Consider the following 21,551-nt stretch of genomic DNA (forward strand, 5'->3'; position numbering starts at 1 on the left):
AAGAGTCAGCTGCTCTACCAATTGAGCTAACGGCCCCTAAGGAGATGGGGTGAACGATGGGACTCGAACCCACGACAACCGGAATCACAATCCGGGGCTCTACCAACTGAGCTACGCTCACCATAACTTGATTTGAACCAGCCGTCCCTGGCGAGACTCATTGCATGTCGCAAACACCTGCCCCGTCTTCCCTGACGGGTCGTTCGACGGGCAGCTCCGCCTCACTCAACTGAGCTACTCGCCATAAATGCGCTGGCGCGCCTGGCAGGATTCGAACCTGCGACCCACGGCTTAGAAGGCCGTTGCTCTATCCGGCTGAGCTACAGGCGCAGATTTCGCTTCCGATATCGGCGCTGATCGCGCAACAGTCGATACCAAACTGGTCGGGGTAGAGGGATTCGAACCCCCGACCCCCTGCTCCCAAAGCAGGTGCGCTACCAGACTGCGCTATACCCCGAAGCAATCACTATCAAGCCGTGCTCATGATCCCTCAGAAGCAGGTATCCCGCAAGGCGCCGTATGGTACGTTTCGGCGGCGATAACGGTCAACGGCGGCGCTAGCCTCGCCGCCAGGTCGTGCCTTCTGGGCCGTCCTCCAAAATGATATCAGCGCCCTCCAGATCTTTGCGAATACGATCGGCTGCCACCCAGTTTTTAGCTTTTCGGGCATCGGAGCGTTGTTGCATCAGGTCGTCGATTTTCTCATCAGAGAAATCAATCACGGCATCAACGCCAACGGTGACCGTCTTTTCGCTTGAGTGGAGGATAGCGTCGACATCAAGCGTGAGCGTTCTTTTTGCCTTCAAAAACGCATCCGGGTCGTTCTGCAACAAGCCCAGGATGGCGCCCAGTTTGCGAAGTCCGGCGCCGAGTACCGCCGCATCGTCCAGCCGCTTTTCCCTCTTAGCAACATTGATCTTGTTCGCCAACTCGGATAGCACGACGCGCGCCTCCGGCACGTTGAAATCATCGTTCATGGCCGCGTCGAAGCGAAGTTCGTAGTCTGTATTAACTTCGGGTTCGACCTCCGGCAATCCATGCAGCGCGGTGTACCAGCGGGTCAGCGCCGCACGCGCGCCCTCCAGTTGCTCGTACGAGAAATTCAGCGGGCTGCGATAGTGGCTTCTGATGATGAAATACCGAACGATCTCGGGCACGCGCGGATCATTCTTGTAGCAATCGAACACATCACGCACCGTAACAAAATTGCCCAGAGACTTGGACATCTTCTCGTCGTCCACGCGCACGAAGCCGTTGTGCATCCAGTAATTGACGAACGGTTCGCCCGACCACGCCTCGCTCTGCGCGATCTCGTTTTCGTGATGCGGGAACTGCAGGTCCATGCCGCCGCCGTGGATGTCGAAGTGCGCCCCCAACTTATCTGTCGCCATCGTCGAGCACTCGATGTGCCAGCCCGGACGGCCTAGCCCCCAGGGCGAGTCCCACGCCGGCTCGTCCGCTTTGGCCGCTTTCCACAGCACGAAATCCAGCGGATCGTCCTTGGCTTCGGCCACTTCGACCCGCGCACCGGCGCGTAACGACTGCGGGTCCTTGCCGGAGAGCTTGCCGTAGCCCTCGAACCGCGACACGTCGTAATACACATCATTGTTGGCGCCGACATACGCGTAGCGCTTGGCTACCAGGCTCTCCACCATCGCGATGATCCGCGGCATAAACTCGGTCGCGCGGGGTTCGAAATCGGGCGGCAAATTGCCTAGAGCGGCGGAGTCATCGCGCATCGCGTCGATGAACCGCGCGGTGAGCGCCTGAATGCTTTCGCCGTTTTCCTGCGCGCGACGGATAATCTTGTCGTCGATATCGGTGATGTTGCGCACGTAAGTAACCTTGAATCCGCGCGCGCGCAGGTAACGCAGCACCACGTCGAAAGCGATCAACACCCGTGCGTGGCCGATGTGACAGTAGTCATACACGGTCATGCCGCACACGTACATGCGCACTTTGCCCGCTTCGATGGGACGGAAGGGTTCCTTGCGCCGGGTGAGACTGTTGTAGATTTGCAGCATGGACGTCTTAATCTTTAGCTTTCGCCTGCGCCGTCTGCAATCGCGTTCGCGCGCGCTCGATGCCGATTAGCGGGAACACGCGCGCCATCTCCGGGCCGTGCAAGGCGCCAGTCAGCGCCGCGCGCAACGGCATGAAAAGCGCTTTGCCCTTAATGCCGGCCGCTTCGCCGACCGCGCGCGCATACGCCTTGAAATCGTCTGGCGACGGCGGTAGCTGAGCTGCCGCGATCTCGAAGAAATGCGCTTCCGCCTGCCGGATTGTTGCTTCCGCCTCGTCAGTCACGTGAAGTGTATCGTCGAATAAATCGCAGGCCAGCCGGTAAGCATCCAGCGGCAGCTCGATATTGTCGTGCACGGCGCGCACGAAGTTTAAGTGATGTTCCGCGGGCACAAGGGCTTCGATTCGCGTCTTAGCAGCATTACAACCTGCCTTGAGCCAATCCCACACTTCGGCGTCCGCGCTGCGCAGCACCGCCTCTTTCTGCCAGTATCGCAAGTGACCCTCGTCAAACTGCGCGGATGCACGTCCCAGACGCGAGAGATCGAACTGTTCCGACAGCTCAGGCGGCGACAACAAATCATTGCGTTCATATACGTTCCCCAGCCGCGCCAGATAATTATTGATGGCCAGCGGCAGATAACCCGCCTCGCGCAGCTCACGTACGCTTCGCGCGCCGCGCCGTTTGGAAAGCGGGCTGCCCGCCGGACCGGTGAGCAGCGCGATGTGGCCATATCGCGGCGCTTCGTAGCCCAATGCGTTCAACAGCAGCAACTGGCGCGGCGTGTTGCTCAGATGATCTTCACCGCGCAACACCAGAGTTACGCCCATGAGCGCATCGTCCACCGCGTTGCAGAAGAAAAACGCGGGCGTGCCGTCAGAGCGGCGAATAACGAAATCGCCGATAGCGCTGCCATGATAACGCTGGGGCCCGCGCACGAGATCGTCGAATTCGATCATGCCTTCTTTGGGCACGCAGAACCGCAGGCTGGGCTCCATACCGCCCGTAAGCCGAGCTTCCACCTCTGGCGCGGTCAATCGCGCGCAGGTGCCGGGATAACGGGGCGGCTGACCCGCCGCGAGCTGGCTTTTTCGTATCTGCTTCAGTTCCTGCGTGGAGCAAAAGCAGGGATACGCGCGATCCTGCTCGATCAGCGCATCGTAGTGTTTGCGATAGATATCGCCACGCTGAGACTGCGCGTAAGGGCCGTTATGCAAATCTTTCTCCGGCCCCTCCTGCCAATCGAGACCCAGCCAGCGCAAGTCTTCGATCAGCGCCTGCCGATAAATTTCCGCGCTGCGTTGCGCATCGGTATCCTCGATGCGCAACAGAAACACGCCGCCGCGCTTGCGCGCCACCAGGGCGTTGAACAATGCGGTGCGCGCGTTGCCGAGGTGCATATAACCTGTCGGGCTAGGCGCAAAGCGGGTCTTGATCGGGGTGTGCTCCATGACTGAATGGTAAAAGTAAACACCTGACTCGCAATGACTGACGCGTTGACGCGGCACAATGCGCCGGTATGATACCCGCATCGTCAACCAGCGACCCACCTCATGAAAATCACAACGCACGGCGCGCTCATTGCGAGCATCCTCAGTTTAAACCTCGGAGCAAACGACATGACCCACGCGGACACCACGGTCAATATGGAGACCAGCAAAGGCCCCATCACCCTGGAGCTATACGAAGGCAAGGCGCCGGTTACGGTGGAAAATTTTGTCGCCTACGCGCGCGATGGCTTCTACGATGGCACTGTCTTCCATCGCGTGATTCCCGGATTCATGATCCAGGGCGGCGGTTTCACGCCTAAAATGTCCGAAAAGGATACCCGCGATCCGGTCAAAAACGAAGCGGACAACGGACTGCAAAACACTCAGGGTTCGATCGCCATGGCGCGCACGCCCGATCCTGATTCCGCCAGTTCGCAGTTTTTTATCAATCTGCAGAATAATGATTTCTTGAACTTCAAGTCGAAAACACCGCAGGGCTGGGGCTACGCGGTGTTCGGCAAAGTGACGCAAGGTCTGGATGTGGTCGAAGCGATCGCCAAGGTCGCCACCGGCAATCAAGGTCCACATCAGAACGTGCCACGGGAGCCGGTGATTATCGAGAAGGTGAGCGTCGTCGATTAAACGCGCCGCGGCCCGTGGGAGGCGCGACGCTGTTTATCGCCGATCTGCATCTTGATGGCGCGCGGCCGCACATCATCGAGTGCTTCGCCAAGTTTCTGCGGGTAGACGCTGGCGACGCAGACGCCCTTTATATTCTCGGTGATCTGTACGAATACTGGCTGGGTGACGATGATCCTGCCGCCGCGCTTCAGCCTACCATCGGCGCCCTCGCGGCGTTGACCGCGCGCGGTGTACCCGTCTATTTCATTCATGGCAATCGCGACTTTTTAATCGGACGCGAGTTCGCGAAGCAAAGCGGCTGCACGCTGTTGCCGGAAGCGAGCGTGATCGATTTGTACGGCGAACCCACGTTGATAATGCACGGCGATACCTTGTGCACCGACGACAAGTCGTACCAGTCGTTCCGCAAGAAAATCCGCCACCCGTTGACGCGAAAGCTCCTGCTATCGTTGAGTGTCAACATGCGGCGCAAGATTGCGGGCGGTCTGCGCGGGCAAAGTCGGCAGGCCGTGGGTGAAAAACGGCCCCGGATTATGGATGTAAACGCGCAAGCGGTGGAAGACGTGATGAGGCAACGCGGCGTGCGCCGCCTGATCCACGGGCATACTCATCGCCCCGCGGTGCATGCACTGAACATCGATGGACGATCCGCGATCCGCTATGTGCTGGGCGACTGGTATGAACAAGGCAGCGTGCTGCGTTGTACACCGTGGGGCTGCGAACTGACCTCGCTGCCGGTTTAGCGACACGTGTTGCCGCCAACGATCCGGACGCGCGGTCTCCGCAAGTCCTGAGGTCGCCAAGCCCTTGGCGACCTCAGTGCGTCAGGAATGGATTCCCGACCTACAACTGGTCGATGCCGGAGTAGCGCCGCGGGGCAAGACGCCGTCGCGGTAGCTTACATCTTGAGACCGATGACCAGATCCATAACATTGGTGCCGGACGGGCCGGTGCGGATCAGATCGCCGCTCGCCTCCAGAAACGTGCCGCCATCCGCGCGCTTGAGTGCATCTTCGGCCGAAAGACCGCTCTCTTCGCCGCGCGCTACGGTCTCCCCGTCCACCAGCGCGCCCGCGTCCTCGGTGGGCCCGTCGGTGCCGTCGGTGCCCGCCGCCAGCAGGTACAAGCCTTGTTTACCTTTCAATTCGAGTGCCGCCGCCAATGCCAGGTGCTGATTACGTCCACCGCGCCCTGGATTTGATGGCAAGGTGACCGCCGTCTCGCCGCCCCAGATGTGAATGCCGTCCGCGGCATCGGCAAGCTGGGCAGTCAACGAGCGCGCCGCCGCCGCAGCGTCGTCCTCTAAAAACTCGGGGTAAACCTTCGTGGCGTAGCCCAGACGCCCGGCTTCGGCGGCGGCAGCGGTCTTGGCGTCTTCGAGCGTAGCGATCACCTCGATGTCGATCGAATCGAAAACGCTCGCATCGGGAGCGGGCACCAGTCGTACGTTCTCAAGCAGGCGCGTGACATTCGCCGGTAGATTTTCAAGCGCCGACTCGCCCTCGATACGAACCAGCGGCCCGGAGCCGATCACTGCGGGATCATCGCCCGGCACGTCCGAGATCAGCAGACACAGTGTCTCGCGCCTCTTGAGGAAGGTCGCCAAGTGCCCGCCCTTGATCCGCGAAATACCGCGGCGCACCTGATTCATTTTGGTGATGCTTAAACCCCCGGCCAGCAGCGCATCGGTCAGCTTGCGCAGGTTCTCGAGATCCATGCCTTCCGCCAACACCTCCGCGAGACTCGACGCGCCGCCGGAGATCAGAAACAGAAACCGCGCGTCGGCTGGCGCTTGCTCAATGAATTCCAGTAGTTCAGCGCCCGCCGCCAGACTGTCCTCGCCGGGCACCGGATGGTCTGATTCCAGACAGCGCACGTGCGGGTATTTATCCAGCGCGGGGTCCAGGTGATCGTGCTTGGTGATGACCAGGCCAGCCTTGATCAGATCACCGCCCACGGCCAGCGCGCCCAGACTCATGGACGCCGCGGCCTTGCCGATCGCGATCAGCCGATGCTCGACCTGCAGCGGACGCTCTTCGAGACGCCGTTTTACGGCATCGAAACCCGATACGCGTTTCAGCGCGGCCTGATAAATATGCAGCAAATCGTCGCGGACTGCATTGTTCATTGGAGCACCCGTATTTTTTTGAATTGCGCCTACTGTAGCGCGTCGAAGCCGCGCTGCAAATCCGCCTTGAGATCTTCCACGTTTTCCAGCCCAACGGCTATGCGCAACAGGTTGGGTTTGATGCCGGCTAGTTCCCGCAGCTCGTCGGTCAGGCGCCCGTGCGTGGTGGTAGCCGGATGCGTAATCGTGGTCTTGGTGTCGCCAAGGTTTGCGGTGATCGAAATCAGGCGCGTGCTGTCGATCAGCCGCCAGGCCACCTCGCGCCCGCCATCGATCTCGAAAGACACGATGCCGCCGAATCCGCTCTGCTGCCGCATCGCCAGCTCGTGCTGAGGATGCGACGCGAGCCCGGGATAATAAACATGAGTTACGCGCGGCTGTTCCTCCAGCCATTCGGCAAGCGTCTGCGCCGTGGCGCACATCGCGCGCATGCGCAGGCTCAAGGTTTCCAGCCCCTTGGTGAAATTCCACGCATTGAAGGCGCTTAAAGTGGGCCCGGCGGTGCGCAGAAACGCGAACACTTCCTTGCCAACCAGCTCCGCATCGCCGACCACCGCGCCGCCAACGCAGCGCCCCTGCCCGTCCAGATATTTGGTGGCCGAGTGGATCACGATGTCGGCGCCCAGACTCAGCGGCTTCTGCAAAACCGGCGTGCAGAAGCAATTATCCACCACCAGCAGGCAATCGCGCTCGTGAGTGATGTCGGCCAGCGCCCGGATATCCACCAGTTCCACCAGCGGATTCGACGGCGTTTCCAGATACAGCAGACGCGTGTTCGGCTTGATCGCATCGCGCCAGATGTCGAGATCCGTGAGCGGCACGAAATCCACCTCCACGCCGAACTTCAGAAAATAAGTATTGAACAGGCTGGTGGTGGCGCCAAACACGCCGCGCGACGTGACGACATGATCGCCGCTTTTCAGCAATGCCATACAGGTCGCGAGGATCGCCGCCATGCCGGAAGAAGTCGCCACGCAGGTCGCGCCGCCTTCCAGCGCGGCGAGGCGGTTCTGGAAAGTACGCACGGTGGGATTGGTGAAACGCGAATAAATGTTGCCGGCTTCCTCGCCCTTGAAACGCGCCGCCGCCTGCGCCGCATTCTCGAAGATGAAGCTGGAGGTCTGGAAGATCGGCTCCGAGTGCTCGCCCTCTTGTGTGCGCACCTGCCCGGCACGCACCGCCAGGGTTTCGAATCGATAGTCGTGTGGGTTGTCGATACTCATAGCGCACTGCAAGTCATTGGCTGCATACACCCACGGGCACAAAAAAACCCGCAAGCCGAATAGCTAAAGCGGGGTCTCTGACCTCTCTTTAGCCGCATTTATCAAGCGCCCGCAATCTGAGATCAAATCGGCGCTGATTGGAAGGCTATGTCAGCTTCGCAGGGATGTCAAACAATGATGGCGTGCTTTGGCTGTCACGTCAGGTCAGCGAACGTGGATTGTCATCGGAGTGAAGCCTTTCCTTGATCTCTTCCAGGGATGTTGCCTCGAAGAACAGCTCCAACGCCTCCTTCAGGTTGTTCCGAGCCTCGTCCACCGTATCTCCCTGACTGGCAATGTCAAGCTCCGGGCATAGCGCAACGTATCCATCGCCCTCGCGCTCGATAATTGCGGTCCATTGTTTAGCCATACATTTCTCTGATCATTGATAGTCCTTCGGGAAATCGCATTCGTGCAGTACGGAAACGCTACTCCACAATCATCACCAGATCACCCTCCCGCATCCAGTCGTACAGCTCGACCACGTCGCGGTTGCGCATGCGGATGCAGCCGATGGAGACGGGCTGACCGATGAGTGCCTCTTCGTGCGTACCGTGGATGTAGATGTAGCGCGCATAGCTGTCGATGTCTTCGCCGCGATTGATGCCTGGTTCCTGGCCTTCCAGCCATAAGATGCGCGAAGTGATGAAATCATCCATGGTCTTGGTCTGGTCGCTGACGATCTGCGCGACCTGGTGGGTGTTCTTGCGTCCCTTGAAGATCGTGCCGAATGGCGCATCGCCGCCGATCTTTTCTTTGATGCTGTGTACGCCGAGCGGTGTCCTGTGGCTGCCGTCCCGGTTGCCCGCGCCATACTTCGAGGTCGAAACGGGATAAGTCTTGATCAGATTGCCGTCTCGATAGAGCGAGAGCGTTTGCTTCGCCAGACTGACAACAGCCAGCACCTTGTGCGCGGACGACGGCAAGCGCTGCAACGCTTCGATGCTGTCGGGCAATGGGTCGCGCGGCATCAACTCAGCGGGGTATGTGCGGCATGGACGAGCGGTACCGCCGTACAGCCCAGGAATACAACAATGACCGATAACCACGGCCTGAGGTTACGCGCTGTGGTGCAGGTCGATATCCACGTATTTTCTGGCACGTTCCTGCTTGGCTCCGTCGTTACGGTCGCGCGCGACCGAATCCAGATATTCGCGGCTCACGTCGGTGACGTATTCGCCGGTAAAAATCGAACAGTCGAAGTGTTGCAGTCTGGGGTTGCCCTTGCGCACCGACTGCTCCAGATCGTCCAGTTCCTGATAAATGAGCCGGTCGGCGCCCAGCGCCTCGCGCACCTGCTCCTCGGTACGGCCGTGGGCGATCAGCTCATGGGGGGATGGCATATCGATACCGTACACGTTGGGATACCGTATCGGCGGCGCGGCGGACGCGAAGAACACGTTGCGCGCGCCGGCTTCGCGCGCCATCTGCACGATCTCCGTCGAAGTCGTACCGCGCACGATGGAATCATCCACCAGCAGCACGTTCTTGCGCTTGTATTCGATGTCCAGCGGGTTGAGCTTCTGGCGCACGGAGCGCTCGCGCTGTTCCTGACCTGGCATGATGAAGGTGCGGCCGATGTAACGGTTCTTGATAAAGCCCTCGCGATATTTCACGTTTAACTGAAACGCGATTTCCTGCGCGGCGGTGCGGCTGGTGTCGGGAATCGGGATCACCACGTCGATGCCGTGATCCGGCCATTCGCGCAGGATTTTCTGCCCGAGTTTTTTGCCCATGCGCATGCGCGCCTTGTGCACGAACACCTCGTCAATGATCGAGTCGGGCCGCGAAAAGTAAACGTATTCGAAAATGCACGGCGAATAAACGGGATTGTCGGCGCACTGCCGCGTGTGCAGTTTGCCGTTGTTTTCGATGAACACGGCCTCGCCGGGCGCCAGATCGCGGATCAGTTCGAAGCCCAGCATGTCCAGCGCGACGCTTTCCGACGCGACCATGAACTCCGGGCCGTCCGCGGTCTCGCGCCGGCCGTATACCACCGGGCGGATACCGTAAGGGTCGCGAAACGCGAGTACGCCGTAGCCGGTAATCATGGCGACCACGGCATACGCGCCCCGACAACGTCGGTGCACGCCGGCGACCGCGGCGAACACGTCCTTGGGACTGATCTTGAGTTTTTCCTGGCGGAGCAGTTCTTGGGCGAATACGTTCAGCAGGATCTCGCTGTCGGAATCCGTGTTGATATGGCGCCGGTCTTCCTTGAACAGTCCGCGCTTGAGCTGCGCCGCGTTGGAGAGATTGCCGTTGTGACCCAGCGCGATGCCGTAGGGGGAATTGACGTAAAACGGCTGCGCCTCGGCGGAAGCGGATGTGCCGGCGGTGGGATAACGTACCTGACCGATACCGATGTTGCCCGGCAGGCGATCCATATGCCGGGACTGAAAAACGTCGCGCACGAGCCCGTTATCCTTGCGCAAAAACAGCCGCCCCTGGTGATAGGTCACGATCCCGGCGGCGTCCTGCCCGCGATGCTGCATTACGGTAAGCCCATCGTATAGGGAATGATTGACGGGCTGGCGTCCGACGATGCCGATGATTCCGCACACGGATGCGTTAAATTCCTGTCATGGGTTCACGTCAGACCGTTGCATCCCACGAAAAGTGCCGGGCGATGTCGGCCGGCAGCAGTTCGACGATGCGAATGGCGGTCCGCTCGAACGGCGGCAGCAGATGAGCTTCATGCCACCACTCCGACAGCGGCGCTCTGGTAAGCCCCGCGGCCAGCACCATTATGACGATAACCGCGGCGCCGCGCACGATTCCAAACGCGAGCCCCAGCAAGCGATCGGCACCCTTGACCACCCGCGCGCTCGTGATCTTAGCAAGCAGCATGTTGACGACGGCGCCCGCAATCAGGGTCGCCACCACGAGCAGGACAAACGCGATGCCAATCCGAATGTTGCGGATCTCGAAGTCAGTGCCGCCCAATGAAAACGCTGCATGCTCCAGCGATTGCGGCAGCATGGCTGCGACCTCGCCTGAGAACAGCACGGCCAGCCAGATGGCGGCCACCCAGGTGATAACGGAAACGGCTTCCTTGACAAACCCGCGGGTGAGCCCGATCAGCCCCGAGATGACGATGACCAGAACGATGACGGCATCCAGCCACGACATGTCAGTTACGGCCCTCCCGTCAGCGGTTTAGCGCGAAAATGCTTTCGAATGTCTGCCGCGACGCGGATCGCCGCATGGCTCATCTGACCGCTAGCGACCGTGCTGTCAGCCGCCTCCACGTAAAACGATCGGCGCGGCGTCACGCGGATGGCTGACCACGATGCCCCGCAAATCCTTTTGACTCCGAAGTTTGCCCTGTAGCGCCTCGGCGTGCGCGCGATCGTCTTCCGGACCGACCTTGACACGGAAAACCTGTTCGCCGCCGGTTTTAACCTGTTCCTCGAATGCCGCGAAACCCGAAGCGCGTAGCTGGTTCCGCAGAGTCCGCGCGTTTTCCTGCTCGCTGAAACTGCCCACTTGCACGGCCCAGGCCGGGGTCCGCGCGGCCGCCTGCTCGCCCGCGGACGGGGACTCAGCGGCGGCGGGTTCCGATACCGCCGGCGGCGGAGACCGGCGCGCGGATTCAGGGTCTGACGCCGGAACTTCAGCGGCCGGATCGACGGCCGCGGTCTCGGCGCCAGCCGGCGCAATCGCGGCCGTACTCGCGGCAGGATTTGCGACCGCCGGAGGATTCATCGAAGCGTCCTTTGGCTTGCTGGCAGAATTCGCCTGCGCGGAACCTGCCGCGGGTAGTCGCGCCTCGGAGGGTCTGGCGGGTGGCTGTTTGTCAGGTGCTGCCGGTCGGTCTGACTCAGGTCTGATACCGGCCTGCTTTTCCTTCGCCGCATCCGGCGGCGGCGCGAAGCTGTAATTGGGTTCGGGTGGAACATCCATGTCCAGCGCGACCGGTTTCTCGCGTGACGAACCATCGAAAATCATGGGTAGGAAAACCACAGCGACGGCCACCAGCACGGCGCCGCCGATTAGGCGTTGTTTGAGTGTGATATCCACGATTGCTATCCCCTGCGTAAGACGAGTGAAACCGGACTATACCCTTTCCTTATTACCAAGTTGGGAAAAGATTATCCAGTAAATTAGACGTGCAGCGCGAGCACTTCCGCAACGGTAAACGCAGAGCCGAACACAACGACGCGATCGCTTTTCGCCGCGGCTTCGCGGGCCGCGCGATATGCTTGCGCCACGCCGCCGAAAGCTTCTATGCGCGCCGCGACTTTTTCATCCAGTAAAGTCCGTAGCGCCGCAATCGGCAATGCCCTCTCGGAATGATTGGCCGCGAGATACCAGTGATCTACCTGGCGTTCAAGCGCATCCACCATGCTGGCCGCGTCCTTGTCGGCCAGCACCGCAAACACAGCCAGCGTGCGTCCAGCAGCAGGCATGGCGCTTAAGGTCGAGGCGAGCGCTCTGGCGCCGGCCGGGTTGTGCGCGACATCCAGAATTACTTCCGGCGTGCCGGCCAGCCGCTGATAGCGGCCCGCCAGAGATACACATCGCAGACCATTGCGGACGCCGCCCTGGTCCACCCGCAGTTGCGGGCTCAGTAGCGACAACCCCATCAACACGGCCGCGGCGTTCTGCAATTGAATATCGCCGCGCAGCGCGGGCAGGGGCAGGTGCGCGTAACCGGCCGATGCAGCGCGCCAGCACCAGCTGTCGCCTTCGCGGCGATAGCTGAAATCGACGCCAAGCTGGTATATCCGCGCACCGACCGCTGCCGCGTGCGCGGCAATGCTGTCGGGTGGCTCCGGGTCACCGCACACCACGGGCTTGCCCGCGCGCATGATGCCGGCCTTCTCGTAGCCGATCGATTCGCGGGTTGCCCCCAGCCACTCGGTGTGATCCAGGTCGATACTGGTGATCAGGGCAAGGTCGGCATCCAGCAGGTTCACGGCGTCGAGGCGTCCGCCCATGCCCACCTCCATGATGGCGACATCGAGATCAATGTCCGCGAAAATCAGCATGGCCGCCAAAGTGCCGAACTCGAAGTAGCTGAGACTGACGGCCTGTCGGGCGCCGTCGATCCGCTCGAAAGCCTTGCTCAGCGCGGTATCGGTAACCGGTTGCCGCTGCACGCGCACGCGCTCGTTATAGTGCAGCAGATGCGGCGAAGTATAACTGCCGACCCGGTAACCAGCATCGATGAGGATCGCCTCGAGCATTGCCACGCAGGAACCTTTGCCGTTGGTGCCGGCGACCGTAATCACTTTGTGACGCGGATTCTGGACTCCCAGCCGGCGCGCGACCACACCCACCCGCTCCAGGCCAAGCTCGATCGTGTGCGGATGCAGCGACTGCTGCCAGTGCAGCCAGTCGTCGAGCTTATCGAAGCGCAATTTGATATTAACCCGGATGCGCCGTGCTTATGCCGGCTGTTGCGCGGTGTCGAGCTCGGGCTCCTGCACGTCCCGCGCTTCGGCAATGACCGCGGCATCCGCGTCTTTCTGGCCCATTGCATGCTGGCTCAGCATCGATAACAGGGAGGAAATACGGTCGCGCAACTGGCGGCGATCGACAATCATGTCGATGGCGCCGTGCTCAAGCAGAAATTCGGCGCGCTGAAATCCTTCCGGCAGGGTCTCGCGTACGGTCTGCTCAATGACTCGCGGTCCGGCGAATCCAATCAGCGCGCCAGGCTCGGCGATATGCAGATCGCCCAGCATCGCGAAACTCGCCGATACGCCGCCCATGGTCGGGTCGGTCAACACCGACAGAAAAGGAATTCCGCGTTCCACAAGACGCCCCAGCGCCGCGCTGGTCTTGGCCATCTGCATCAGCGAGGTCAGCGCCTCCTGCATGCGTGCGCCGCCGCTGGCTGAAAAGCACACCAGCGGAATGGTTTCCTCCAGACAGGCATTGACGCCGCGCACGAAGCGTTCGCCGACCACCGACCCCATGGAACCGCCCATGAACTCGAATTCGAACGCGGCCGCCACCACTGGCAGACCTTTCAGCTCCCCGCGAATGACCACCAGCGCGTCTTTTTCGCCGGTGGCCCTCTGCGCGGCGTTCAGTCTGTCCTTGTATTTTTTTTCGTCCCGAAACCTTAAGAAATCAATCGGCTGCAAACCGGCGCCAAGCTCATCGCGCGGGCCGCTGTCCAGAAACATATCGAGCCGCTTGCGCGCGCCGATGCGCCGGTGATGGCCGCACTTGGGGCACACGTTCAGATTCCGCTCCAGCTCGACGCGGTAGAGGATCGCGCCGCATTCCTCGCATTTGTCCCATAGACCTTCGGGCACGTTGCGCTTGTTGTTGCCTTCCGTGCGGATGCGGGACGGCATTAATTTCTCGTACCAGCTCAAGTCATTTTTCCTGCCGTTATTTACACTGTTCGGATTTATCCAGGTCGTGATTCACCGATCGAGGCCGATCAGCCGGCAATGTCTGTCCGGTGCGTCACGCCACCTGCACGTCGCTTGCACGCGCGTCCATCGCGTCCCGCATCCCGCGCAACAGGGCGGCGACTTCCGCCTGCGCGGCATCGGCATCGGCGGCATTGTCGGCAATGCGCTCGACCAGCGCGCTGCCAACCACCACGGCGTCGGCGATTTGCGCCATACGCCCCGCGGACGCGGCATCCTTTATTCCGAAGCCGACGCCAATCGGCGTTGTCGCGCGGGCGCGAATCTCATCGAGCTTGCGTGCTACCGCGGCGACATCCAGGGTCGCGGCGCCTGTCACACCTTTAAGTGACACGTAATAAATGAACCCGCGCGCCGCCGCGCAGATCGTTTCAATGCGCGCCGGCGTCGTGGTCGGCGCCAGGAGGAAGATCGGATCGATATCGACCTGTGCCAGCGCCTGCACAAGCTCATCGGCTTCTTCGGGCGGCAGATCCACGGTGATGACGCCGTCCACGCCAGCCTGCGCGGCGCTTTGCGCGAATGTGTGGCAGCCCATCGTCTCGATGGGATTGAGATAGCCCATCAACACCACCGGCGTGTGCGGATCGCGCTCACGAAACGACTGAAGCATGTCAAGCGTATCGCGCAGGGTCACGCGGTTTCGCAAGGCGCGTTCACCGGCTGCCTGGATAACCGGCCCGTCGGCCATGGGATCGGAAAACGGCACGCCCAGCTCCAGGATATCGGCCCCCGCCGCGACCATCGTGTGCATCAGCGGCACCGTCGAATCGCGCTCCGGGTCGCCGGCCATGAGGTAGGCGACCAGCGCGCAGCGCCGCCGCGGCTTCAAGCGCTCGAAAGCCGTCGCGATACGGCTCATAGCTCTAGCCCTGCGTGACGCGCGACGGTGTCGATGTCCTTGTCGCCGCGGCCGGAAAGGTTGACGATGATGCGCTGATCCTTATCCATGGTCTTAGCAAGCTTCGCGGCATACGCCAGCGCGTGGCTGCTTTCCAGCGCCGGGATAATGCCCTCGATGCGCGTGAGGGCGTGAAAGCCGTCCAGCGCCTCGTCGTCGGTTACCGCCACGTAACGGGCGCGGCCGGTATCTTTCAGCCAGGCGTGTTCGGGACCTACGCCAGGATAGTCCAACCCCGCGGAGATCGAGTGCGTGTCGAGAATCTGGCCGTCCGGGCTCTGCATCAGATATGTGCGATTGCCGTGCAGCACACCAGCCTTGCCCGCACACAGCGACGCCGCATGCTTGCCGGTGCTCAAGCCCTTGCCCGCGGCCTCGACGCCATAAAGTGCCACGCCTGTATCGTTCAGAAACGGGTGAAAAAGTCCCAGCGCGTTGGAACCGCCACCCACGCAGGCCACCAGCGCATCCGGCAATTCACCGGTCTGATCGAGGCACTGCGCGCGCGCCTCGCGACCGATTACGGCCTGGAAATCGCGCACCATCAACGGGTAAGGATGCGGTCCGGCGACGGTGCCGATGATATAAAACGTGTTATCGACATTGCTGACCCAGTCGCGCATGGCCTCGTTGAGCGCGTCTTTCAGCGTGCGCGAACCCGACACGACCGGCACCACCTCGGCGCCCAGCAAACGCATCCGAAACACGTTCGGCGACTGGCGTTTGATATCGTCGGTGCCCATATATATCACGCATTCGAAGCCCAGCCGTGCCGCGACGGTGGCGGTCGCCACGCCATGCTGTCCCGCGCCGGTCTCGGCGATGATGCGCGTCTTGCCCATGCGCCTGGCCAGCAGCGCCTGACCCACGGTGTTGTTGACCTTGTGCGCGCCGGTGTGATTCAGGTCTTCGCGCTTAAGGTAAATCTGCGCGCCGCCCAGTTTGCGGCTCCAGCTTGCCGCGTAATAAAGCGGGCTGGGCCGGCCGACATAGTGTGCAAGATCAGCGTCCAGTTCGGCCTGAAAATCCTTGTCGACGCGATAGTGTTCGTAAGCCGCGCGCAGCGCATCCAGCGGCTCCATCAGCGTCTCGGAGACAAAACGGCCTCCGTAAATCCCGAAGTGGCCTTTCTGATCCGGAAGCTGCTCTGGCGTTGACACCGGGGCTTTAGTTTCGATCACAGTCGACACGCTTGACCTCTTTGATAAATTCCGCGATTTTTGCCGCGTCCTTGATGCCGCCGGCAGCTTCAACGCCGCTACTGACGTCCACGCCGTACGGGTGGGTGCGGCGCACGGCGTGCGCGATGTTGATGACGTTCAGGCCGCCCGCCAGGATGAGCGGGCGCGAGCTTGACTCTGGAATCCGCGCGAAATCGACCGCCAACCCGGAACCGCCGGCCTGACCGGGCGCATGGCTGTCCAGCAGAAATCCCGATGCGCTGGCATAACGGGCCAGATAGGGCTCGATGTCGTCGACTTCGGCAACCTCGGCCTCGGGGCCCATCGCAATAGCCTTGAGATAAGGCTTGCCCAGGCGGCGGCAAAACGTTTCGGATTCCTCGCCGTGAAACTGCAACATGTCCAGCTGTATGCTCGCCAGCACCTCTTCGATATACGCCGCATCCGCATCCAGAAATACACCGACGCGCGTAACGAAAGGCCCGGCGGCAAGCGCCAGCTCACGGGCCTGCGCGATCGAAACATAGCGGGAACTGGCAGGATAAAATACCAGACCGATTGCATCGGCGCCCAGCTCAACAGCAGCCCGTGCGTCCTCAGCCCGGGTAATGCCGCATATCTTGATCCGTGTACGCAACGGTCGCTTTCCATAGGGTAAACAACGCAAAAGCGTATCACAAATGGCCGCGCCTTAACGAACGACAGCCTATCCGTGATGGCCTACCTGTAACGGGGCAGCGCGATCTCGCCGGGAAGCCCAAAACACGGATCGTAGGCGACGTGTACGAGGTAAAGCCCGTCGGGCGGTGCGGTTACGCCACATTGCGCACGATTTTCCAGCGCCAGCAGTTCCTTAACCCATGGGGGTTGCCGCTCGCCGGCGCCGATGCTCATCAATACACCAGCGATATTTCGCACCATATGGTAAAGGAATCCGTTGGCGTGAATGTCAATGTAAACGGTGTCGGCCGCGCGGCTCACGCGCAGTTCGTACACGCGCCGCACCGGCGATTTCGCCTGGCATGCCAGCGCGCGGAAACTGGTGAAATCGTGCTCGCCGACCAGGTATGCGGCCGCCTCGCGCATGCGCATTTCGTCCAAAGGCCGGCGCTGCCAGGTAACGCGGGCGCGCAATAACGCGGGGCGCGTCCAGCGGTTGAGGATCACATAGCGATAACGACGCGAAAGCGCGCGAAAACGGGCGTGAAAATCCGACGCGACCGCCTGCGCCCAGATGACCGCAATGCCTGGTGGCAGATTGACATTGGCGCCCAGCACCCAGGATCTTGGCGTGCGGGCGGCGGCACTTTCGAAATGCACGACCTGTCCCGCGGCATGCACCCCGGCATCGGTGCGGCCGGCGCAGAAAACCCTCACAGGGTGATCCGCGACTCTGGACAGCGCGGTCTCCAGGCTTTGCTGCACCGTGATGACGCCGGGTTGCGACTGCCAGCCGCTGAATCCGCTCCCGTCGTATTCGAGTCCAAGCGCGATAATCATGCAATAAACGATTAAAGGCGAGAAGCAGTGGGCTCATGCGGACGCCATAAAAGCGCAAGGCCGGCCGGACTGCTTCCGGCCTCCTGAATCCAGGCGGGATTTCGCGGCGTCAGGCGATCTGCCGCATCAGGGTCTCCGCCTGTTCACGCTGATCGTCATCGCCTTCCTGTAATACTTCTTCCAGCGTGCTCAACGCGCCATCGGCGTCGCCCATATCGATGAAAGCCCTGGCCAAATCCAGTTTTGTACCCACTTCGTTGATGTCCGACAGGTCTTCCGTGTTATCGGGGTTCAGGTCCCGCTCGATGAACGCACCGCTGGACAAATGTATAGTGCTTCGCGCGTCTTCCGTCTCGCTCGGGGTGAGTTCGATCGAGAATGACGTGTCATCGATACTGTCGGCGTCCAGCTCGATCAACGATGCCGGCGCGTCAGGCGGCGACGCATGCGGATTATCGCCATCCTCGGTCCCGGAAAGTTGGCGCGTCGGAGTCTGACTAAATGAATCGGCCGATTCATCCGCGCCATCCAGTTCGGATAAATCAAAACTTAAGTCATCTTTGCGGTCGCTCGAAAAAGTGTCTGACGAGGCGGCTGACGCATCGGCGGCAATTTCGGCGTCAAAGTCGCCAAGATCGAATTCCAGGATCTTGCTGTGATACGTATTAGCCGGGGACTCGGAAGGCTGGCTGGCGCCTCTATCAGCCCGCGCGCCAAGGAGCGGATCCTGTGCGGCGACAAGGCCGGCCGCCGCGTCTGTGGCTTCCGTGGTCATGCCGGACGTTGTTCTGGTGACCTGATCCCCGCTGACCGCCGCTTGCGAAGGCGCGTTTGCATCCGCTTCGCTGCCCGCGAACATTGGATTGCGCGGATTGAGTTCCAGTCCCATCGCTACGACCCGTTCCCAAGCCGCATCGTATCTGCCACCCGTCGTGTCGTACAGGGCTTGTGCCTGGTCATCGAACGCCCCGTGGTTCCTGCCAGCATAATAGATTTCCAGCAGCTTCAAACGGTAATCGATGCGCTCGGGGTCTCGCGCGATCGCCTCTTGAAGAAGATCTTCACCCTGCTGATGCATCCCGTAAGCGATGTAAACGTCGGCTTCGGCGAGCGTATCGTCATTGCCCGTTCTCGCCGCCTGTTCGCCGACCTGAACGCGACCCTGGTTGGCCGATGGCATTCTCATCGGCTCCTCGTTTATCGCCTCCGTGGGCGCATGAGCGCGCGCGACCGTAGCGGTTTTCGCGGGTTCGGTCGCACCGGCGCCTGGCGTTATCGCAGCAGCTTGATGCTGGTTATCGCCGTCATCGTCCACGTAGCTTGTCAGATCAATCGTTTGAGTGCGCGACGCGGCCCGTTTAACAACAAGCCATATAAGCGCCAGCAACAGCAAACCGACTGCGCCGGCGCCAACCAGCATCACCGGGTTGGCCAGTAACGCGTTCGGAGTGTCGGACCCCGCCGGCGGCGAGGCTGGCTCATCCAGCGCGGCACGGTCCGGCCCTCCGGACGCTATTCCCGTTGACACCTCAGGGTCATCGGCGGCGGCATCAGGCTGCACCTGCGTGTCGGCCTCCGCGACGACTCCGGCTTGCGGCGCGCCGCCATCGTACTGCGCCACGTCGGCGCCATTCGCGCCCAGACGCGCCTGCAAGTCGGCAAGCGCCTCGCTCTGCAGGCTTATAACGCGCGCCTGCTTGGCGAGCATGGATTCGAGTTCCGCAACCCTGGTCTGCATCGAATCGATTTCCATCTGTCGCGATACCGCCGCTTCCCGCGCGAGCAGTTGCTCGTTCTCCGCGTCGCTGCGGGGCCGCGGTTCAGCCGTATCGATTGCGTCTTCGCCCTTGGCAGCCGCGCCGCTTTCGCTGGCGGCCGCGATTTTCAGCCGTCCGGGATTGTCGTTCGCCTGGGCGCGCGAATCCTTGGGCTCGGTGGCCATGGTATCCGCCGCCGGCTGCTCGCCGATGGACTCCCCGGCTTGAGCGGATGGTTCTTCCACCACAGATTCGGTCGGCATCGGCTCGCTGGATTCACTCCAGGCAGCATTGTGACGGCCGACCTCGGCGACTGCCGCTTCGCTGTCCACCGCCGCGATCTCCTGCGCATCCGGCATTCGCAGGGTCATGCCGGCCACAAGGCCGTTGAGGTTGCCCTGCGCGAACGCCTCTGGATTAGCGCGATATATCGCCACCATCATGCGCGACAATCGAATACTCCCGTCCGGACGGTAACGCTGCGCGATCTTGTACAAGGTGTCGCCGAATACCACGGTGTAGCTCGTCGGAGAATTACCTGCAGGCGCGGATTGCGATGCAACCGCATTTGCGCGCGCCGACGGCGGCGAACTGGCCGCGCGCCCGTTGTCAGTCACGGACGCCGAACCCGCCGCGGCTTGTGCACGCCCGGCCTCCCTCGGCACAACCGGCGCGTTAGAGATCACGATGCCCTGTTCATCCGTCAGCACCGGCGGATCCAGCAGTACCGTGTACTCGCGCACCAGCCGGCCATTCGGCCACCGCATTTCGATGAGAAAATTTAGAAACGGCTCACGCACCGGTTCCCTGGTCGTCACCTGTATGATTGCGCCGCCATCGGTGGCGGGCACGACGTTGAATCGCAACTGGGTCAGCGCGAACGGACGTTGAATGCCTGCCCGATCGAAAACCTGCTGCGAAGCGAGCGTGGTCCGCATGTTTTCGATGTCGTCCGGCTCCGCCGAAAGAACGCGGATGTCGGCGCGCAACGGCTGGTTGAGCGCGGTGCTGACCGTGATGTCCCCGAGTCCCAGACACCAGGTGGTGCCGGGCGTAAGAACCGCCAGCAGGGGCAGACCCCGAGCAAGATTACGCACTTTCATTCGTGTCCCCTTCCCCGAAATTATCAATGTTCATTCCCGCGACAGTAATTCTGCGCGTTTATCAGGAACGGCCCGCAGTCGCGGCGTGACTGCGCTTATAAGAATTTTTTAATCAATAGTTCCGCAACCTGCACACTGTTGAGGGCCGCACCCTTGCGGACATTGTCGCTCACTACCCACAAATCAAGCCCGCGTGGATGCGAAATATCCTCGCGGATGCGACCCACGAACACGGCGTCGTGGCCGGTGGCGTCGGTAACCGGCGTCGGATAACCGCCATCGAGGGGCTCGTCGATAACGCTAACACCTGGCGCCCTGGCCAGTAATTTACGCGCGGCAGCGGCGCTGATTTTGTCGCGGGTTTCAATGTGCACAGCCTCGCAATGCCCGTAAAACACGGGCACCCGCACCGCGGTAGCATTGACCTGAATGCACTCATCGCCCATGATCTTGCGGGTCTCCCACACCATCTTCATTTCTTCTCTGGTGTAGCCGTTGTCCTGGAACTGATCGATGTGCGGCAGCACGTTGAAGGCGATCTGTCGCGGATAAACCTCGCAGTTGGCCGGCTGACCGTTGAGTAGCCGGGCCGTCTGCCCCGCCAGTTCCTCGATCGCTTCCCTGCCGGTTCCCGATACCGCCTGATAGGTGGCCACGTTAATGCGTTCGATCCCGACCACATCGTAGATGGGTTTTAGCGCCACCACCATCTGGATGGTGGAGCAATTCGGGTTGGCAATGATGCCGCGTATTTTGTAGCCCGTAATGGCTTGCGGGTTCACTTCCGGCACGATCAGCGGAATGTCGTCGTCGTTGCGAAAACACGATGTGTTGTCGATCACTACGCAGCCGGCCGCCGCCGCGCGCGGCGCGTACTCGGCGGACACCGAGGCGCCGGGCGAAAACAAACCGATCTGCACTTTCGAAAAGTCAAAGGTGCTTAAATCTTCCACCAGCAACGACTTGCCGTTGAACATCACCCGGCCACCCGCCGAACGCTGGCTCGCCAGCGCATACACGTTGCCCACCGGGAACTTGCGCTCCGCCAGGATCGACAGCATGGTCTCACCCACCGCGCCGGTCGCGCCCACCACGGCTATGTCGTACTGTCTGCTCACATTGTCGATCGGTCGTAGCAAGTCATCACCTGATAAGTACAATTTCCGCGC

General features: G+C 61.3%; 19 protein-coding genes and 3 tRNA genes. 2 read left to right on the plus strand and 20 right to left on the minus strand.

All coding sequences use genetic code 11. The features are described from left to right. Positions 1-45: 45 nt before the first annotated feature. From H0V34_01870 to H0V34_01890, 5 genes are all read right to left on the minus strand, one after another. Positions 46-121, minus strand: a tRNA-His gene (locus H0V34_01870). 132 nt (positions 122-253) lie between these two features. Continuing rightward, a tRNA-Arg gene (locus H0V34_01875) sits at positions 254-330 on the minus strand. Between the two features lie 50 nt (positions 331-380). Then, positions 381-457 (minus strand) — tRNA-Pro (locus H0V34_01880). Positions 458-557: 100 nt separating this feature from the next. Then, positions 558-2,024 carry a cysteine--tRNA ligase gene (locus tag H0V34_01885; protein MBA2490487.1) on the minus strand — a complete coding sequence of 489 codons (1,467 nt, stop codon included), beginning with the start codon at positions 2,022-2,024 and terminating at the stop codon, positions 558-560. Between the two features lie 7 nt (positions 2,025-2,031). Then, the gene (locus H0V34_01890) at positions 2,032-3,474 is read right to left on the minus strand and encodes a glutamate--tRNA ligase (protein ID MBA2490488.1); all 1,443 of its coding nucleotides are present in this window, start codon (positions 3,472-3,474) and stop codon (positions 2,032-2,034) included. A gap of 102 nt (positions 3,475-3,576) precedes the next feature. On the opposite strand from H0V34_01890, the gene H0V34_01895 reads away from it, so the two are divergent. After that, positions 3,577-4,155 carry a peptidyl-prolyl cis-trans isomerase gene (locus H0V34_01895; GenBank protein MBA2490489.1) on the plus strand — a complete coding sequence of 193 codons (579 nt, stop codon included), beginning with the start codon at positions 3,577-3,579 and terminating at the stop codon, positions 4,153-4,155. Between the two features lie 14 nt (positions 4,156-4,169). Next, positions 4,170-4,898, plus strand: a complete 729-nt coding sequence (locus tag H0V34_01900) for a UDP-2,3-diacylglucosamine diphosphatase (GenBank protein ID MBA2490490.1) — start codon at positions 4,170-4,172, stop codon at positions 4,896-4,898. A 155-nt stretch (positions 4,899-5,053) separates the two neighbouring features. Here H0V34_01900 and H0V34_01905 read toward each other — a convergent pair whose 3' ends face one another. From H0V34_01905 to H0V34_01975, 15 genes are all read right to left on the minus strand, one after another. Next, on the minus strand, positions 5,054-6,283 hold the full coding sequence (locus tag H0V34_01905; protein ID MBA2490491.1) for a DUF4147 domain-containing protein: 1,230 nt from the start codon (positions 6,281-6,283) through the stop codon (positions 5,054-5,056). 29 nt (positions 6,284-6,312) lie between these two features. Further along, a complete protein-coding gene (locus tag H0V34_01910) occupies positions 6,313-7,506 on the minus strand; it encodes an O-succinylhomoserine sulfhydrylase (GenBank protein MBA2490492.1) in 1,194 nt (397 codons plus the stop codon). 199 nt (positions 7,507-7,705) lie between these two features. After that, positions 7,706-7,915 (minus strand): type II toxin-antitoxin system HicB family antitoxin, encoded by a 210-nt coding sequence (locus H0V34_01915; GenBank protein ID MBA2490493.1) that lies wholly within the window; start codon positions 7,913-7,915, stop codon positions 7,706-7,708. Positions 7,916-7,973: 58 nt separating this feature from the next. Beyond that, positions 7,974-8,516 (minus strand): L,D-transpeptidase, encoded by a 543-nt coding sequence (locus H0V34_01920; protein ID MBA2490494.1) that lies wholly within the window; start codon positions 8,514-8,516, stop codon positions 7,974-7,976. A gap of 87 nt (positions 8,517-8,603) precedes the next feature. Beyond that, entirely contained in the window at positions 8,604-10,109 is a 1,506-nt protein-coding gene (gene purF, locus H0V34_01925) for an amidophosphoribosyltransferase (GenBank protein ID MBA2490495.1), read from the minus strand. A gap of 31 nt (positions 10,110-10,140) precedes the next feature. Then, complete coding sequence (locus H0V34_01930; protein MBA2490496.1) at positions 10,141-10,677, minus strand: CvpA family protein; 537 nt, start codon at positions 10,675-10,677, stop codon at positions 10,141-10,143. Between the two features lie 105 nt (positions 10,678-10,782). Continuing rightward, complete coding sequence (locus H0V34_01935; protein ID MBA2490497.1) at positions 10,783-11,568, minus strand: SPOR domain-containing protein; 786 nt, start codon at positions 11,566-11,568, stop codon at positions 10,783-10,785. 83 nt (positions 11,569-11,651) lie between these two features. Beyond that, positions 11,652-12,911, minus strand: a complete 1,260-nt coding sequence (gene folC, locus H0V34_01940) for a bifunctional tetrahydrofolate synthase/dihydrofolate synthase (GenBank protein ID MBA2490498.1) — start codon at positions 12,909-12,911, stop codon at positions 11,652-11,654. Between the two features lie 27 nt (positions 12,912-12,938). Then, positions 12,939-13,880, minus strand: coding sequence for an acetyl-CoA carboxylase carboxyltransferase subunit beta (locus H0V34_01945; protein ID MBA2490499.1), 942 nt, complete (start codon positions 13,878-13,880; stop codon positions 12,939-12,941). A gap of 94 nt (positions 13,881-13,974) precedes the next feature. Beyond that, on the minus strand, positions 13,975-14,802 hold the full coding sequence (locus H0V34_01950; GenBank protein ID MBA2490500.1) for a tryptophan synthase subunit alpha: 828 nt from the start codon (positions 14,800-14,802) through the stop codon (positions 13,975-13,977). Beyond that, positions 14,799-16,031 carry a tryptophan synthase subunit beta gene (trpB, locus tag H0V34_01955; GenBank protein ID MBA2490501.1) on the minus strand — a complete coding sequence of 411 codons (1,233 nt, stop codon included), beginning with the start codon at positions 16,029-16,031 and terminating at the stop codon, positions 14,799-14,801. The genes H0V34_01950 and trpB overlap by 4 nt, the downstream gene beginning before the upstream one ends. Then, positions 16,009-16,659, minus strand: coding sequence for a phosphoribosylanthranilate isomerase (locus H0V34_01960; protein MBA2490502.1), 651 nt, complete (start codon positions 16,657-16,659; stop codon positions 16,009-16,011). Before H0V34_01960 ends, trpB begins: the two co-directional genes overlap by 23 nt. An 83-nt stretch (positions 16,660-16,742) precedes the next feature. Next, on the minus strand, positions 16,743-17,522 hold the full coding sequence (truA, locus tag H0V34_01965; GenBank protein ID MBA2490503.1) for a tRNA pseudouridine(38-40) synthase TruA: 780 nt from the start codon (positions 17,520-17,522) through the stop codon (positions 16,743-16,745). A 109-nt stretch (positions 17,523-17,631) separates the two neighbouring features. After that, complete coding sequence (locus H0V34_01970; protein ID MBA2490504.1) at positions 17,632-20,382, minus strand: FimV family protein; 2,751 nt, start codon at positions 20,380-20,382, stop codon at positions 17,632-17,634. 95 nt (positions 20,383-20,477) lie between these two features. Then, positions 20,478-21,500 carry an aspartate-semialdehyde dehydrogenase gene (locus tag H0V34_01975; protein ID MBA2490505.1) on the minus strand — a complete coding sequence of 341 codons (1,023 nt, stop codon included), beginning with the start codon at positions 21,498-21,500 and terminating at the stop codon, positions 20,478-20,480. Positions 21,501-21,551: the final 51 nt, after the last annotated feature.

The sequence above is a fragment of the Gammaproteobacteria bacterium genome (genome assembly GCA_013696315.1).
GTDB lineage: Bacteria > Pseudomonadota > Gammaproteobacteria > JACCYU01 > JACCYU01 > JACCYU01.